Source organism: Scytonema hankhaensis NUACC26, from assembly GCF_045865695.1.
GTDB lineage: Bacteria > Cyanobacteriota > Cyanobacteriia > Cyanobacteriales > Nostocaceae > Scytonema.
This window is the reverse complement of sequence record NZ_BAACAP010000255.1, coordinates 219,004-233,859: the sequence shown is the minus strand read 5'-3', so window position 1 is coordinate 233,859 and position 14,856 is coordinate 219,004. Positions and strand designations below refer to the sequence as shown.

Here is a 14,856-nt window from a genome sequence, read left to right as displayed (position 1 = left end):
GGCAATGCCCACCCTACTAACCACTAACAACTAAGCAAAAGCATAATGGTGGGCAATGCCCACCCTACTAACCACTAACAACTAACAACTAACCAAAAGCGTAGTATTGTTATCAATGAAAGAAGGTGTACCGCTTGAGTCGATGGCACTATATTTCTGGAAGTAACGACGCAGTTCTTGAGGAAAATTAGGATAGTCAAATACAGCGTCTCCATCAGCCATGTTTGCCCAAAAATACCGCAAACTGGGGGCTAGCTCTTTTGCTTGCGCTAACGGTAAACTTATAGGGGGTAAAGTCAGCAGTTTAATTAGGAAGGGAGTGCTGCGATCGCCCATCCATTTTCGGGAAGCAAGTTGTAAATTAGGAAAGTCAGGTACTGAGTCTACTCGATAAGACAAAATTTGCAACCAATCTTGACCGAAATCATTCCTGTGAAACTCTAAAACACGATAAGGATGCGGATAGCTAACTAAAGAACCAGTTGTTATATCGTACACTCCTTCAGCATAGGCAACATCCTGAACGTGTAAATGTCCGGTAAAAACTAAACGAACGCTATATTGTCGTAATAAGTGTAATAGTTCTGGCGCATTGTCTAACATATAGCGATTTGCCATGAGGTGGCGGGATTGGTTGGGTAAATGTTCAACAACATTGTGATGCACCATAACTAGCACGAGTTCATTAACAGATGCAGCTAGAACTTCTTCCAACCATTGCAGTTGCTTGTCATCTAAACGTCCTATTTGCTTACCTTGGTCATTAAAGAAGTTAGAATTTAAGCCAACTAGCCTTACTCCTGGTAGCAATTGACAAGTGTAGTAAAGTTGATTGGTGTTACTATATCCAAACTGACGATAATAATGGGGGAAATCGGCAAAAGCTATTGATTGCGCGTTTGCCATCAAAACTGGAACATCATGATTGCCAGGAACAACATAGGCGGGAAACGGTAATTGTGCTAGACGATTTTGTAACCAAGTATGGTTTTCTGGTTCCCCATGCTGAGTTAAGTCTCCAGGTAGCAAAAGGAAATCTAAATCAAGTTGTGTGAGATGTTCTACAATGCTGTCAAATGCTGGAATACTAACTTCGACTAAATGAAAACGATCTGGATGATCCCAGATTGTGTGAGGAACTGCAACGTGCAAGTCGCTGACTACAGCAAAACGAAATTTTAGAGCCATTGACCTAAATAGTAATGTTAAAAACGGGGGAAAAAACTCTTTTTAAATTGAGTATAGCCTGTAACTCACTATGACTGGTTTAGAGTGTAGATTGGCAATCCCCGTTAATATTTGTATACAAAACTGGGTGATGTTAAATTTTCGGATGGCGAGCGCGGGTTAAGATTAAAGATATTTTTAGCCTTAATGAAGCATAGGTAAAAAATAATTATAATCCTGTTCAATGAGGAATCCTTATGACAACTAATGCTCAAGAAGCTTTTACTCGAATAGTTCTTACTTTGCCTCCAGTTGAGCGGTTACGTTTAGCTGCCCTCATTTTAGATGACTTAACTCGTTCCGATCCACCTGTTGTAACACAAGATAATACTTGGAGCGAACAGGATCGACATGACATAACTGCTTTCTCCCTACAGTATGCTGCCATGCTTTACCCGGAGGACCAAGAACTTGTTTAATCCAGGTGATGTAGTAATAAGGAGAAATATTTTGGCAATCATTCGAGTTCGTCAACACGTTAACCCACTAGCACATAAGTATCAAACCCCTCTCAGTCCACTTGATTGGGAAAAAGTTTATGCCCAACCAAGCTTACCACTACACTTAGATATTGGCTGTGCTAGAGGACGATTTGTTCTCAATATGGCACAAGTGGAACCTATGTGGAATTTCTTGGGTTTGGAAATTAGGGAACCATTGGTAGTAGAAGCAAATAGGTTGCGTTCGGAGTTAGGGCTGGTAAACCTTCATTATTTGTTCTGCAACGCGAACAACTCACTCCGTCCGCTTTTGTCTTCTTTACCTCAAAAAAAATTACAGCGTGTCACAATTCAATTTCCCGATCCTTGGTTTAAAAACCGTCATGCAAAACGGCGAATGGTGCAGCCAGAATTAGTCGCAGAACTGGCAGAATTTCTTACACCTGGTGGTATTGTTTTTTTGCAGTCCGATCTGGAGTTTTTAGCAGTGGAAATGTGCGATCGCTTTGCTGCAAATCCAGCTTTTGTGAAACATGGTAAGGGAGAATGGCTAGCAGAAAATCCGCTATCGGTTCCTACAGAAAGGGAATTATACACGATTAACAAAAACGAACCTGTTTATCGCGCTGTGTTTGAAAAAGTCACAACTTAGTCAGTAATAGGTAGTAGGCGGAGATATGGCAGTTCCCACTTTCGTGAGCTACAGGAAAAAAGAACTAACCGCAGCTTGTAGCTAATGGACGCAGATAAATTGGTAACTCAGTAGACTAGGAAACGCTATAAAAAGCAAATATTTGAGGGTTTCAATAACCACAAATGTACGAAATTGAATTTACTCCCGAATCTATTCAAGATTTGCGCTACTTCAGGAAGTTTGAGCAAAATATCATTATCGATGCGATACAAACTCAGTTACTTTATGAACCGATAGTAGAAACGAGAAATCGATTCCGACGTAACCCACCAGATATTGCTGAATGGGAATTGAGAATTGGTATCTTTCGGGTCTTCTACAATGTTGATGAAGTTATTGAGATTGTTAGTATTGAAAGAATAGGTGAAAAACAAAACAATACTGTATTTTTTCGTGGAAAAGAGGATTAACGGATATGACTTGGACATACCGTGTTTGCCGTGATAGTCAAGGACGCTATTCAATTCGTGAGGTCTTTTATAATAGAGATAATGTCATTGTTAATTACAGCAAAACTCCTGTTGCTGTCCTTGGTGCTTCCATTGAAGAGTTGATGCAACTAATTCAATGGTTCAGGGAAGCATTTGATTTGCCAGTCTTGTCATTAGAAGAGATTGACGCTCAGATTACGATGCTACCACCTCGGCAAAAGTCAGAACGTAGTAGGAATATTTCTTTAAAGCAGGTCATTGCTGAGTTATCAACAGATATCAATAACGTTCAATCACCAGTAACCAACGACCAGTGAATCATCTGTAAGAAAGAACTTTTACCTTATATTTAGACATCACAAAGTGCATTAAGTAGAACGAGTAAACTAGATAAGGGGAAACCATTACCATTGGGTCTTGCAGTGGTGGTAGATGGTAAAGACGTTGGTGGAACTCGCTCCCCTACCCATCATACTATCTATCCTGCCGTTGAAATGCCCTTTTCCGAATTTGTAGAAAAATTTTTGAATTGTGGTTGGATTTACGTAGGTAAAAAAGAAATAAGATAATCAAGAAAAGCTATGTCTGAAACAAAATACTATCAACAAGATACAGACCTTTGGCATCAATTGATTGACCGGGAAAAAGCTTATTTAGAAATTCGGCAAAATTTCCTAAATAGTTGCCAATCTAAGGTAGAGTTAATTAGACTGGCTTTACAAAAGCCCACGGAAAGAGGAACGGCATTGCAAATTCTTCATTATTTAACTTTAGAAGAACGCCAGAGTTTATTTGATGAGTTAATCGAGTTAGCCTCTGTCGGTCATTCAGATATTGAATTAGTTCGATTTACTATTCTTTCATTTGATAAAATATGGCTTTTAAATAATATAGAAAATTGTGCAGAATCTCTCCTAAAAAAAGGTACGGATGAAGAATATAGACGATTATTAGAACTTTATATTCAGATTGATGATGAACTGACCCAAAGGCTGGTTATGAAAGCATTACAGCAGAAAGACCCCGAAATTCAGGAAGTGGGTGAAGATTTTGAGAATTATCTCAAAACTAAACGAGAAAATTTGAGGTGAATTGAAAACCCAAAATTTTTGTCTGGATTAAACACCATTACAAATATTAATTTGTTTGGCTCAAAGTAGCTACTAAAATTCGCATAACTTGCTCTACATCTTCAGGAACTCGATAGCTATTAATCCCTTGTTCAAAATGCTTTGCAGTACGGTCAAGCCTAGCAAATTGCCAAATTGTTCCTGTGGAAACAGATCCTATCAAAATCGGTTGTTCTGAAACGGTTGGGGTTTTCTCCCATTGATCGAGTGCGGCTAACTCAGCAACCAGTTGTGTGAAGCCTCTAGTCAAATCTTCATATTTAGCCTCAATAACTAACAATTGATTAATTGTATTGACACGCAGCAAATAATCTAAATTTCCCTGAAGCCAATTAGAAACCTTTAGCCCGTACTCAATCCGCAGTTCTGCTTGAGTGTAGTGAATTAGCTCTGTAACAACTCTTGAAATAAGAATTTCCCGTCTGGCAAATTCATTAGTTAAAGGAACAAATGGCAGGACTTCTTCAATACGCTCTCTTAACTCTTGTATGCGATCGAGTTCACCAGAAAATTGTGGTAAGTTGAATGTTTTTCGGGTAAGGGTGTAGCCAAATTCTTTAGCTAGTTCGCTGGCTTCAAAACCTAGCTCGAAGTATCGGCTGAAGGTATAGTTTTGATTGGGATCGAGAAGTGGCATATTAACATTCTCAAAATCAAGAGTTTCTCAACATAAGGATTGAAAATAACGATACCAATTGCAGTTGCAAGAGTGTACTTTTTTTACTAGCTTTGTCCTCATGCTTCAAAGCTACCTGCTTTCCGTGTTACCCAGGTATTGGCTTTACTATCTCGCCTCAAGATTTATGAAAGCAGTGACGCACGGTGATACCTACGTTAAAGTTGTTGAATTACTCGAATAATTGCCTGCAATGTTTCTGTAGCTAATTCTTGATGGTCTGGAACAACAACTTGAGCAAATGGCTCATCTCAACATAGAATGATGTGGCTGCAGGTAATAGCTTGCAGTTCCCAATCCCGAAACCTTGGGCAATCTACTCACACAACCACCAAAAATGCTTCAAAGTTATCTTCTGGCACAGATAAGCCATCTTCTTCCAAGGCAGCAATATAACCTGTAATAGCTTCCTTTATATTAGCTAAGGCTTCTTCTTTAGTTTTGCCCTGGCTAACACATCCCCTTAGACTTGGACACTCTACAACCCAATAGTCATCTTCATCTTTGTACATGATAACTTGTCTCATATTTATCAAAAATCTCAACGTAATTGTTTAGTATAAACCAAGTAAAGGAATCCCGTTACCATATTATCTCAAAACTAAACATCAGTCACAGTTCAAATCTTAGGAAAATTCGCTAGTTAACTGGTCACTGGTCACTGGTCACTGTTCCTATTGGGATGCTCCCCTTTTCTAATTCAAAATTGTATCAGTTACTGGTTTGTGTCAATACTCTTAAGCTAGAAGCTGTTTCTTCTGGTTTTCCAGCAAGAGGAAAAACTAAAATGCTCTTAATAGCAGGGTTATTTACTAATTCTTTTAAACGATGGAATTGTCGCTCGCTAATGGCAATACCAGCGTAACTTTTTGCGTAATTCAATTCCTCTTTGAAATTTACATCATTATCATTATATGCTTGAATGAAAACTCGATCGACATTCCACTTTTGCCAATCAGCAGCAAAATATCTTTTAGCCCAGTAGGGATTATGATGACAAATATCAAAACTAACGCTGGGATTGGCTTGTTTCATTGCGGTTATCATTTGTTGCAAAAAATTGGTCAAATGAGCCGTGCGATCGATCTTGCCAGGTAACTCAGCATGGTATCCTAAATAATCATCCCATTGAACAGCATCAATTTTTGGATACTTTTGGACGAACTCTACTAAAATATTTTTAAACAAATTTGCTACTTCAGGAATCTCTACGTCAAGAACATAATGATCGATACCAGCATAGGTTTTATCCACACCAGGTACAATCCATTTCCGAGAAATCGCTAAATCATAAATCAGACTATTTTTATCTATTTTAATACCTTTCTCTAAATAAGCGTGAACTTGCATTCCTTGTTTGTGTGCTTCATCAATCAACCAATCTAGCCATTTGTCTTGAAACTGATTCGGACAACTTTTATACCCTAATGTTTGTTGCATAACGTCGCTATTGTACATCGTACAACCATTACCCCAAACACCGTGAATAATTGTATTAATTCCTTGAGAGCGGTAGTATCGAACTCTTTCACGAATTGTTTGTTCGTTGGCATTATTAGTAATTTGGTAGCGACTCAAATAAATTCCTCTAATAACTTTTTTCTCCCAAGGAGTTTGAGGTATTGGTATTGGTTGAGGAGGGGTTGTTTCTAGTGAAGCTTGCTTATCATCACTGGAAGTGGGATTTGAAGCGCTTGAGAAAGAGGGACTTGGAGTTGAAGAAGTTCTAGGAATAGGAGCTAGAGTAGCTGTTGGCGTGGAATCTACAAAAGGAAGAGTTACTGGTAGATCTTTAGGCAAAAGGCGGCTGATGTCTAAATGTCCTGGTTGGCTAAACCACCAATAACCTCCTCCCAAGACAGCAATAATTACGGAAATCGGAATATTTAAGCATCCGCATCCACTCGGCTCTTTCTTTTGACGCGACATAGAAGCACAATCTTGATTTATATATAAATGGATACAATTTCAGAGCGGTATTTTCCTAATATGTCTCAAGATCGCTCTCTATAATGTACGGGCGAGGACGCCCGCACCACACCTGTATCACAACATGGTATTTTGACAAAATAATGTCTTGACAAAGGAGCTATTCCTTGAGTAATGTTTATATAACGAATGTTCGATATAAAATTATTCTATGCCAAAAATAGTAAACCACGAGTTATACCGTAAAGAACTACTCAGTAAATGCTTTGACTTATTTGCAGAAAGAGGATACAGCGCTATTACCATGCGCCAAGTAGCCGAAAGCTTGGGCGTGTCTACCGGAACCCTGTATCATTACTTTCCGAATAAAAAAGCTTTATTTGAGCAATTAGTGGAAGAAATATGCGAACGAGATGTATCGTTGGCATTGACTGAGTTGGAAGGGATACAGACTCTAAAAGAACGATTAGAGGTGTTGGGGCGGTTCCTGGTTAAAAAACAAGATTACTACGTTAAATGGACTTACGTGTTAGTTGATTTCTGTCAGCATTTAGACTTCAAGGAGATGCATGGTAATGATGTGTTTCAGTATGCAAATAAGCAATACGAACAGGCATTTTATGAGTTGTTAGGTATTAAAGATCGGGCATTAGTTTGGTTTGTTATGAGCCTAATTGATGGCTTATTCCTAGAATTACTTATGAATAATGACTGTATTTCTCTGACAGAACAATTTGATTTACTAGGCAAAATGATAACTGCTTATTTGGAAAAGTATCAAAGCAGTGACCAGTGACCAGTGACCAGTGACCAGTGACCAGTGACCAATGACAAAGGACAAATAACAAATGATTAGTAATTTATCTAAACAAAAAAATCAATGGTTGATGGCTTTAGTAATCGGTGCGACTACCATCATGGGTGGAACGGTTGTTTATAGCATTTCTCTGTTTGGAGGTGTCAGTCAAAAACCTGCACCAGTGGTAACAACTTCACCCATGAAAAAAGTGACAGCTTTGGGAAGATTGGAACCTGAAGCTAAAGTTATTAAGTTGTCTGCACCTTTAGCATTGGATGGCGATCGCTTGACTAAACTCCTGGTTCAAGAGGGCGATCGCGTGAAAGTTGGACAGGTGGTGGCAATTCTCGATTCAAGGGATAAACTGCAAGATGCTCTCAAAAAGGCACAAGAGCAAGTTAGGATGGTTCAAGCCAAACTTGCCCAAGTCAAAGCAGGAGCAAAAACTGGAGAAATTGCAGCTCAAAAAGCCACAATAGAGCGTTTAAAAGCCCAACTACAGGGAGAAATTGTAACTCAAAAAGCTATTATTGCCCGCCGTCAATCTGAGTTGAATATTGCTCGTGCAGAATACGATCGCTACCAAATGCTGTATCGGGAAGGAGCAGAATCTGCCTTGAACTTTGACAACAAAAAATTAGCTTTTGAAACTGCCCAAACACAGTTAATTGAAGCCAAAGCCAATCGAAACCGTACAGCAGATACACTACAGGCAGAGATCGCCGAAGCCAAAGCCACCCTTGATAAAATTGCCGAAGTTCGTCCCGTAGACGTACAAGCAGCGCAAGCAGAAGTTGATGATGCCATTGCATCTGTTAAACAAGCAAAAACTGACTTGGAAAAAGCCTACATTAGATCCCCTATTTCAGGGAATATTCTGAAGATTCACACGCGAGAGGGAGAAAAGATGAGCGACTCTGGGATTATTGAGTTGGCACAAACCGATCGCATGGTTGCTGTAGCAGAAGTGTATCAATCTGATATTGGAAAAGTTAAACTCGGACAAAAGGCAACTGTGACTGGTCAAGCTGTAACAGGAACGCTCCAAGGAGTTGTTTCTCACATTGGCTTGCAAGTTGACAAACAAAATGTTTTTAGCAACCAACCAGGAGAAAACTTGGACAAGCGAGTTGTTGAGGTAAAAATTCGCCTTAGCCCTGAAGACAGTAAAAAGGTTGCAGGTTTAACCAATTTACAAGTGCAGACAGCCATCCAATTATGACTTTTTTTTCAATCAAAATATAACGGATGTTCGATATAAATTGAGGGAATTAATTATGTTTGGCAAATGGTTACGGAGAACACCGCTAGCATGGCGACAAGTGATGAAAGAAAAAACCCGTTTAGCGATCGCTGTTGCGGGTATTGCCTTTGCAGATATGCTGATGTTCGTGCAACTAGGGTTTCAAGATGCGCTTTACGATAGCGCTACACTACCTCATCGCTTGCTTGAAGCAGATTTAGTCATGACCAATCCCCAATTCCAAACTCTTTTCTCAGTGAAAACCTTCTCTAGAGAAAGACTTTATCAAACATTAGGTCATGAAGCCGTCAAATCGGTAAGTTCTATATACATAGGTTCGGGACAGTGGAAAAATCCTGACAACCGTCTTACTCGTGCTATTCTCATATGGGGAATCGAACCAGACGCCCCTAGCTTGAAGTTACCAGAAATCAAGCAAAATGCAACACAAGTCAAACTCTTGAATCAAGTGTTGTTCGATCGTGCAGCGCGTCCGGAATATGGAGATATTGCGGGTTCGGTACAAAAACAAGGAACTCTAGAAGCAGAATTGAATCAGCAAAATATTCAGGTGACAGGGTTATTTACCATTGGTTCATCCTTTGCAGCAGATGGCAATGTCATCACCAGCGATTCAACATTTTTAAAATTGTTTCCAGAACGTCAATCAGACAGGATAGAAGTTGGTTTGATTCAACTTAAACCAGGTTTTGATGTTGCCAAAGTACAGGCGGAATTGACAAAAGAATTATCAGGGGATGTCAGAATTTTAACTCCTGAAGGCTTTGCTGCTGTAGAAAAATACTATTGGGAAAGCCAAGGGACAATCGGATTTATTTTTGGGCTAGGTGTGGTTGTTGGATTTATAGTAGGAATCATCATTGTATACCAGATTCTTTACAGCGATGTTGCCGAACATTTACCGGAGTACGCGACGCTCAAGGCAATGGGTTACAGCGATGGTTATCTTATCCGGGTATTGTTACAAGAAGCCTTGCTGTTAGCAGTCTTAGGTTTTATACCAGGATTTGCGATCGCAAGCGCACTTTACCAATTGACATATGCAGCGACACTGCTACCAATTGCCATGACAACAAGTCGAGCCATAACTGTATTTGTGCTGACAGTAGGGATGTGTAGCTTTTCCGGCGCGGTTGCAATGCGGAAACTGCAATCTGCTGACCCTGCAGATATTTTTTAGCACCGTGTTTTTTGTTGTATCCTCAACAGGTAACATTTTTCTCACTAGGTGCTGTAGCTATACCAATTTAATAAATGTTTGCGACAGATAGTTGGATAAAATCAAGTCCAAGTGAGACGTTTTTAATCCAAAATCCAAAATCTAAAATCCAAAATCCAAAATTGTATGACTGGTACTAAAAAACTACCACGATGGCTGAACATAGGAATAGCATTTCCTGTCATATTTGTCAATGGTTGGCTCATACTTTTGCTTTGTCAATACTTACAACCTATTGTCAGTATTGTATTTACAGCTAGCCTTATAGCTTTTCTATTAAACTACCCTATTGTGTTTTTAGAAGAGCGGGGAGTGAAAAGAGGGTTGGCAATTGGACTAGTTCTCCTCATATCGCTACTGCTGTTAAGTATTCTCGGATTGGTCTTGGGACCATTAGTTTTTGAACAACTCGTGGAGTTTGGCAATCGCGTACCCGCCTGGATTGAAGTTGGAAAGCAAGAACTGCAAGCCTTAGACGAACAAGCATTGTTTCAGAAGCTACCCATTGATATTAGTGGAATTGCAGGTCAAGTCACAGGACAGCTGACTGGAGCAATGCAATCCTTCACTAGACAAATTATTAATGTAACCCTTGATACTATCAATAGTGCGCTCAATCTAGTTTTAACTTTAGTACTCACTATTTTTCTGGTGTTGTATGGCAACAGTCTTTGGGAAGGGCTTTTAAGCTGGTTACCCCCTAATTGGTATAACCAAATTCAATTATCTCTCAAGCAGAGTTTTCAAAACTACTTTGCAGGTCAAGCAATCATAGCCACTATTCTTAGTGCAATTATGATCCTCGCATTTCTGACATTACAAGTACCATTTGGGTTACTTTTTGGTTTAGGAATTGGAGTAGCAAGTTTAATACCTTTTGGTGGAGTCGTTAGTATCGCACTCGTTAGCGTTTTGGTGTCGTTTCAAAATGTATGGCTCGGACTCAAGGTGTTAGTAGTCGCTGTTGTCCTCGGTCAAATTAATGAAAATGTTGTTGCACCTCGATTAATAGGAGGTATTACCGGGCTGAATCCTGCTTGGGTATTTATCTCTCTCCTTGTAGGAGCAAAGTTTGCTGGAGTCTTAGGTTTACTTATGGCAGTTCCAACAGCTAGCTTCATCAAAAAAACAGCCGATTCTTTACGAAAACCAGTCATCAGTGACCACCTGACCAGTGACCAGTGACCAGTGACCACCTGACCAGTGACCAATAAGGTATTTCTATGGAACCCGTGATTGTTGCACAAAATCTTAATCATTACTTTGGAGAAGGTTCGCTTCGCAAACAAGCTTTATTTGACATTAATTTAGAAATTAAAGCTGGCGAAATTACGATTATGACTGGACCTTCAGGTTCGGGAAAAACAACTTTGTTGACTCTCATGGGTGGATTGCGTTCTGCTCATGAAGGAAGTTTGAGAATTTTAGGTCAAGAAATGCGTGGTGCAAGTCAAAAGCAGTTGAGAGAAATTCGCTGCAACATTGGTTATATTTTTCAGGCACATAATTTAATGACGTTTTTAACAGCTAAAGAAAATGTACGTATGTCTTTAGAATTGCATGACAAGTATCTAGACCAAGACATGGATGGTAAAGCAACTGCTATGCTTGAGAGTGTTGGATTAGGTCATCGCGTTTCTTATTATCCAGAGAGTTTATCAGGCGGACAAAAACAACGGGTTGCGATCGCCCGTGCGCTTGTCAGTCAGCCAAAAATTGTTTTAGCTGACGAACCAACAGCAGCGCTTGATAAAAAATCCGGGCGTGATGTTGTGGAATTAATGCAGAAGCTAGCAAAAGAGCAAGGGTGTACCATTTTACTGGTTACTCATGACAACCGCATTCTTGATATAGCCGATCGCATTGTCTATATGGAAGATGGACATCTGAAATTATGAATTATGAATGCTGAATGATGAATGATTAAACCTTCAATTCATAATTCATAATTCATAATTCATAATTTATCTCGACTCGCATATCTTGTCGTCCACCTGCTTGTGGTGCTAATTTCAGCTTTCTAACTTGTTCCATAGCAGAAGCATCTAATTCTTTGTAACCGCTAGAACGAACTAGTTTCACCTTGGTCACATTCCCAACATCATCAGCCTCGACACTCATTTCCACCATGCCTTTGATACCTTGCTGTCTTGCAGTTTCTGGATACTTGAAGTTACAAAAGGCGCAATTTTCAATGAATTGAGAACCATTACCCACTGCTGATTTCGGTTGTTCTATAATTTTAGTATCAAAACCACTAGAAGTATTTATGCTGGTTGGCTCTGCAGGCGGGATTATCTTAATTTGTGTACTAACTTGTGAACGGGCTGGTGTAGATGCTAAAACCAAGACTGTGCCTGCTAACCATAGAGAGCGAACAAGAAATAACTTCACAAAAGCCTCGCTTGTCAAAAAATAATACATAGAGTAGCCGCTATTCTATGCCAGTATTTTTCAACAGTCATCTGTTAACCATACCCAATGCCCAATCCCATTAATTACTTGCTTGTTTAGTGCATTCTAAATAGTTAGAGTTTACCCATCCCCGAACTCTGTTGATTCCAACATTGGGACCCCGTGCTACTTCTATATAAGTCCAATCGCCCTTTTGCCGAATAGCACGAACAATGTTTCCATTGTTTAATGCTGCCTTTGATTCGCCTGCAGGGGCATGAAGAACAGGGAGTTGTCCTGTGTAAACGCCTGTAACATCACACCATCTCTGCCACTTTAAATTGGAGAAGGGAACGAGTTCGCTAGTGAAAATACGGCGATTATTTTTCAAAATACTCAAACGCATATTTTCCCCTTTGCCTTCACGCCAGGATACTGTATAAATGTATTCACCCTTTAACCAGCGTTTGCTATTATACTTCTTACTCGTTTCGGACTCAGAGCCATAAAGTGTGACGCACTGATTTTCTCTGTCACATCCTTGATATGAGTCATCGCTTCCTAAAGTCACGAGCAATTCTCCAGCTTTGTAATGAGATTTGTGAAGTTCTTGAGCCAGGGTGGGGCTGGCTACAGATATGGCAGCAAGAGCAAGAACGCCGAGGGCAGTAAGTTTAAAATTCATGGTTAAAGTTTAGGAATGTATAAATTTATCATTCCCAAAAGTAGATGAATAATATCTGATATGAGTAGGCAGGCAGAAATAGACAGAACTAAGTTACAAAATGTAAAGAGACTTATTTTGAATTAGCGAAATGTATCAATTTGTTACTCCAAAATCAAGAATACCGCTACAAAACTTTCTGAATCAAGAAGGTACAGAAATTTATTATGAGTCAATCGGCACCGGACCTGGGTTGATATTTGCCCATGGTCTGAGTGGCAATTATCTTTCTTGGTGGCAGCAGGTGTCTTACTTCTGCGATCGCTATAACTGTGTAACCTTTGCTCACCGTGGCTTCTATCCATCTAAGGAAATATCTAGTGAACCAGAACCAACAACTTTTGTGGACGATCTTGCTGCTCTTATCGAGCATTTGAAGTTCGATGATGTGTTTTTAGTTGCTCAATCTATGGGAGGCTTTGCGTGCTTGGAATATGGGTTGCGAGAGCCGTCTCGCGTGCGTGCGTTGGTTATGGCTGCAACCACTGGAACTGTAGATTTGAACTCGATTCATCACCAAAAAATGGAGAACTGGGTCACTTGGACTCAGCAAATGAACGAAGTTCGTGCGAATTTAACGATGCAAGGTATTCACATTGCAGCTGGCGCACGTTTAGCACACGAACAACCCGCTCTTCATTTCCTCTATCGAGAGATTGAGAACATTAGTATTGGGATAGATAGGGCTGCCCTACTTGCAAAATTACAGCAGATGTGCTGCTTACCTGCTACTACTCTGGCTCAATTGCGCGTACCTACTCTATTCATTGTTGGAGAAGAAGATGTAGTGTCTTTCCCAGGTGCTTCCGCCGCATTGAGTACGATCGTACCAAATGCTAAATTTGAGTGTGTACCAAATGCTGGACATTCGGTTTACTTTGAACGACCTCAAACCTTTAACCACTTGATAGACTCGTTCTTTACATCAGTTACGACTTCAGCATTGTCAACCTAGATGAAAAGTACAAATTAATCTGGATGGATGTATGGAGCGAGCTTAATTTTGGGCAACTTCTTTATTGGCATCAAGAAGTTTGAGAAGAAGGAAGTGGATCGCACCTTTAATAATTCTTCAAAACAATCATTTGTATCCCTAGATACTTCAAAACTTCACCCCTAGATCCCCTAGGAGGGCATTGTATTTTCAAGCTGAACAAGGTTTTATTTACTCTTGTATTCATAATGAATGCTACCAGGGCGCTCAAAACATGAAGAAATTTTCTGCCATTTGGTTGAGTATAGCAACGATCTGTGGGCTTGCTAGCGTATCTACTCAAGTCCCGTCGGCGCAAGGTATTCCTTCCCCTACTGAGTCCAGTTCTTCTGCCAATGCTGTAAAAGAGCAAGTTTATTCTCCTAATGCTTTTAAGGTACCATTCCTTGGCGTTGACGGCACTTTCAACATTGACACCACGGAGATTTCTGCCAGCGATCCGCGCAACCCGAAGCGAGTTGTTTTCAATAAAATGGAGTTTTTCTCTTTTTATGATGATTTAACGGGAGAAAAGCCAATTGCAAAAAACTGTCGCTATGTCTACAAAGGTGCTGCAGGCGATCCCTTCTATTATCCAAAACAGTCTAAGACCTCAATTTGGGATTTATTTGAGCTGGTTAGCGGAGAAGATGCTTGCAATAAATTTTATTATGTAATTTTGCGATCGCCTCACGGTGAGCCAGTTCATTTTCATATGCGGTACGGAGATATTAACTCTAGCTTCAAGACTTTATTGCAGCTGAGCAATCTCGGTCCAGAGGACAAAACTAACATAGATCCCTGGTGGAGTGTGTATTGTGCTGAAGGCGTGTCTGGTTGCGATTAAGAAGGCTTTAGATTATTAAATAATAATAGCGCTACTCTAACTTGAGAGGAGCGCCATTTTTTTATTAAACTCAGGGATAATATATGGAACTTGGCTTCCTGATGTTTAC

At 39.9% G+C, this 14,856-nt stretch carries 18 protein-coding genes; 12 read left to right on the top strand and 6 right to left on the bottom strand.

The window, feature by feature from the left end; translation table 11 throughout:
• Nucleotides 1-81: 81 nt before the first annotated feature.
• The gene (locus tag ACKTT2_RS52125; protein WP_407900982.1) at nt 82-1,188 is read right to left on the bottom strand and encodes a metallophosphoesterase family protein; all 1,107 of its coding nucleotides are present in this window, start codon (nt 1,186-1,188) and stop codon (nt 82-84) included.
• Nucleotides 1,189-1,424: 236 nt separating this feature from the next.
• Here ACKTT2_RS52125 and ACKTT2_RS52120 point away from each other — a divergent pair, with 236 nt between their 5' ends.
• The 5 genes from ACKTT2_RS52120 to ACKTT2_RS52100 all read left to right on the top strand — a co-directional run bounded on the left by ACKTT2_RS52120 (nt 1,425) and on the right by ACKTT2_RS52100 (nt 3,883).
• Nucleotides 1,425-1,646 (top strand): hypothetical protein, encoded by a 222-nt coding sequence (locus tag ACKTT2_RS52120; protein WP_407900981.1) that lies wholly within the window; start codon nt 1,425-1,427, stop codon nt 1,644-1,646.
• 31 nt (nt 1,647-1,677) lie between these two features.
• On the top strand, nt 1,678-2,319 hold the full coding sequence (trmB, locus tag ACKTT2_RS52115) for a tRNA (guanosine(46)-N7)-methyltransferase TrmB (RefSeq protein WP_407900980.1): 642 nt from the start codon (nt 1,678-1,680) through the stop codon (nt 2,317-2,319).
• 164 nt (nt 2,320-2,483) lie between these two features.
• Entirely contained in the window at nt 2,484-2,771 is a 288-nt protein-coding gene (locus tag ACKTT2_RS52110; RefSeq protein ID WP_407900979.1) for a type II toxin-antitoxin system RelE family toxin, read from the top strand.
• Between the two features lie 5 nt (nt 2,772-2,776).
• On the top strand, nt 2,777-3,109 hold the full coding sequence (locus ACKTT2_RS52105; RefSeq protein ID WP_407900978.1) for a hypothetical protein: 333 nt from the start codon (nt 2,777-2,779) through the stop codon (nt 3,107-3,109).
• Nucleotides 3,110-3,373: 264 nt separating this feature from the next.
• Nucleotides 3,374-3,883, top strand: coding sequence for a hypothetical protein (locus ACKTT2_RS52100; protein WP_407900977.1), 510 nt, complete (start codon nt 3,374-3,376; stop codon nt 3,881-3,883).
• A 46-nt stretch (nt 3,884-3,929) separates the two neighbouring features.
• On the opposite strand, the gene ACKTT2_RS52095 is transcribed toward ACKTT2_RS52100, so the two are convergent.
• The 3 genes from ACKTT2_RS52095 to ACKTT2_RS52085 all read right to left on the bottom strand — a co-directional run bounded on the left by ACKTT2_RS52095 (nt 3,930) and on the right by ACKTT2_RS52085 (nt 6,527).
• Complete coding sequence (locus ACKTT2_RS52095; protein WP_407900976.1) at nt 3,930-4,559, bottom strand: hypothetical protein; 630 nt, start codon at nt 4,557-4,559, stop codon at nt 3,930-3,932.
• A gap of 359 nt (nt 4,560-4,918) precedes the next feature.
• Nucleotides 4,919-5,125, bottom strand: a complete 207-nt coding sequence (locus tag ACKTT2_RS52090; protein WP_407900975.1) for a type II toxin-antitoxin system HicB family antitoxin — start codon at nt 5,123-5,125, stop codon at nt 4,919-4,921.
• Between the two features lie 184 nt (nt 5,126-5,309).
• Nucleotides 5,310-6,527: a family 10 glycosylhydrolase gene (locus tag ACKTT2_RS52085; RefSeq protein WP_407900974.1), complete on the bottom strand. Its 1,218-nt coding sequence runs from the start codon at nt 6,525-6,527 to the stop codon at nt 5,310-5,312.
• 211 nt (nt 6,528-6,738) lie between these two features.
• Between ACKTT2_RS52085 and ACKTT2_RS52080 the strand changes: the two genes are divergently transcribed.
• The 5 genes from ACKTT2_RS52080 (at nt 6,739) to ACKTT2_RS52060 (ending at nt 11,707) form a co-directional block, all read left to right on the top strand.
• Entirely contained in the window at nt 6,739-7,323 is a 585-nt protein-coding gene (locus ACKTT2_RS52080; protein WP_407900973.1) for a TetR/AcrR family transcriptional regulator, read from the top strand.
• Between the two features lie 52 nt (nt 7,324-7,375).
• Nucleotides 7,376-8,548, top strand: coding sequence for an ABC exporter membrane fusion protein (locus tag ACKTT2_RS52075; RefSeq protein WP_407900972.1), 1,173 nt, complete (start codon nt 7,376-7,378; stop codon nt 8,546-8,548).
• 55 nt (nt 8,549-8,603) lie between these two features.
• Nucleotides 8,604-9,770, top strand: coding sequence for an ABC transporter permease DevC (gene devC, locus ACKTT2_RS52070; protein WP_407900971.1), 1,167 nt, complete (start codon nt 8,604-8,606; stop codon nt 9,768-9,770).
• A gap of 165 nt (nt 9,771-9,935) precedes the next feature.
• Nucleotides 9,936-10,994 (top strand): AI-2E family transporter, encoded by a 1,059-nt coding sequence (locus ACKTT2_RS52065; RefSeq protein WP_407900970.1) that lies wholly within the window; start codon nt 9,936-9,938, stop codon nt 10,992-10,994.
• Between the two features lie 38 nt (nt 10,995-11,032).
• Nucleotides 11,033-11,707, top strand: a complete 675-nt coding sequence (locus ACKTT2_RS52060; protein ID WP_407900969.1) for a DevA family ABC transporter ATP-binding protein — start codon at nt 11,033-11,035, stop codon at nt 11,705-11,707.
• A 52-nt stretch (nt 11,708-11,759) separates the two neighbouring features.
• On the opposite strand, the gene ACKTT2_RS52055 is transcribed toward ACKTT2_RS52060, so the two are convergent.
• Together ACKTT2_RS52055 and ACKTT2_RS52050 are read right to left on the bottom strand one after the other, a co-directional pair.
• Nucleotides 11,760-12,203, bottom strand: coding sequence for an energy transducer TonB (locus tag ACKTT2_RS52055; protein ID WP_407900968.1), 444 nt, complete (start codon nt 12,201-12,203; stop codon nt 11,760-11,762).
• Between the two features lie 100 nt (nt 12,204-12,303).
• Nucleotides 12,304-12,888 carry a hypothetical protein gene (locus ACKTT2_RS52050; RefSeq protein ID WP_407900967.1) on the bottom strand — a complete coding sequence of 195 codons (585 nt, stop codon included), beginning with the start codon at nt 12,886-12,888 and terminating at the stop codon, nt 12,304-12,306.
• A 130-nt stretch (nt 12,889-13,018) separates the two neighbouring features.
• Between ACKTT2_RS52050 and ACKTT2_RS52045 the strand changes: the two genes are divergently transcribed.
• Nucleotides 13,019-13,882, top strand: coding sequence for an alpha/beta fold hydrolase (locus ACKTT2_RS52045; RefSeq protein ID WP_407900966.1), 864 nt, complete (start codon nt 13,019-13,021; stop codon nt 13,880-13,882).
• A gap of 253 nt (nt 13,883-14,135) precedes the next feature.
• Nucleotides 14,136-14,747 (top strand): hypothetical protein, encoded by a 612-nt coding sequence (locus ACKTT2_RS52040; RefSeq protein WP_407900965.1) that lies wholly within the window; start codon nt 14,136-14,138, stop codon nt 14,745-14,747.
• Nucleotides 14,748-14,856 lie beyond the last annotated feature (109 nt).

Excerpts from the sequence above, each read along its gene's own strand:
- ACKTT2_RS52125 (WP_407900982.1), bottom strand. The coding sequence starts at position 1,188 with ATGGCTCTAAAATTTCGTTTTGCTGTAGTCAGCGACTTGCACGTTGCA.
- ACKTT2_RS52120 (WP_407900981.1), top strand. The coding sequence starts at position 1,425 with ATGACAACTAATGCTCAAGAAGCTTTTACTCGAATAGTTCTTACTTTG.
- ACKTT2_RS52110 (WP_407900979.1), top strand. The coding sequence starts at position 2,484 with ATGTACGAAATTGAATTTACTCCCGAATCTATTCAAGATTTGCGCTAC.
- ACKTT2_RS52105 (WP_407900978.1), top strand. The coding sequence starts at position 2,777 with ATGACTTGGACATACCGTGTTTGCCGTGATAGTCAAGGACGCTATTCA.
- ACKTT2_RS52100 (WP_407900977.1), top strand. The coding sequence starts at position 3,374 with ATGTCTGAAACAAAATACTATCAACAAGATACAGACCTTTGGCATCAA.
- ACKTT2_RS52095 (WP_407900976.1), bottom strand. The coding sequence starts at position 4,559 with ATGCCACTTCTCGATCCCAATCAAAACTATACCTTCAGCCGATACTTC.
- ACKTT2_RS52090 (WP_407900975.1), bottom strand. The coding sequence starts at position 5,125 with ATGAGACAAGTTATCATGTACAAAGATGAAGATGACTATTGGGTTGTA.
- ACKTT2_RS52085 (WP_407900974.1), bottom strand. The coding sequence starts at position 6,527 with ATGTCGCGTCAAAAGAAAGAGCCGAGTGGATGCGGATGCTTAAATATT.
- ACKTT2_RS52080 (WP_407900973.1), top strand. The coding sequence starts at position 6,739 with ATGCCAAAAATAGTAAACCACGAGTTATACCGTAAAGAACTACTCAGT.
- ACKTT2_RS52075 (WP_407900972.1), top strand. The coding sequence starts at position 7,376 with ATGATTAGTAATTTATCTAAACAAAAAAATCAATGGTTGATGGCTTTA.
- devC (WP_407900971.1), top strand. The coding sequence starts at position 8,604 with ATGTTTGGCAAATGGTTACGGAGAACACCGCTAGCATGGCGACAAGTG.
- ACKTT2_RS52065 (WP_407900970.1), top strand. The coding sequence starts at position 9,936 with ATGACTGGTACTAAAAAACTACCACGATGGCTGAACATAGGAATAGCA.
- ACKTT2_RS52060 (WP_407900969.1), top strand. The coding sequence starts at position 11,033 with ATGGAACCCGTGATTGTTGCACAAAATCTTAATCATTACTTTGGAGAA.
- ACKTT2_RS52050 (WP_407900967.1), bottom strand. The coding sequence starts at position 12,888 with ATGAATTTTAAACTTACTGCCCTCGGCGTTCTTGCTCTTGCTGCCATA.
- ACKTT2_RS52045 (WP_407900966.1), top strand. The coding sequence starts at position 13,019 with ATGTATCAATTTGTTACTCCAAAATCAAGAATACCGCTACAAAACTTT.
- ACKTT2_RS52040 (WP_407900965.1), top strand. The coding sequence starts at position 14,136 with ATGAAGAAATTTTCTGCCATTTGGTTGAGTATAGCAACGATCTGTGGG.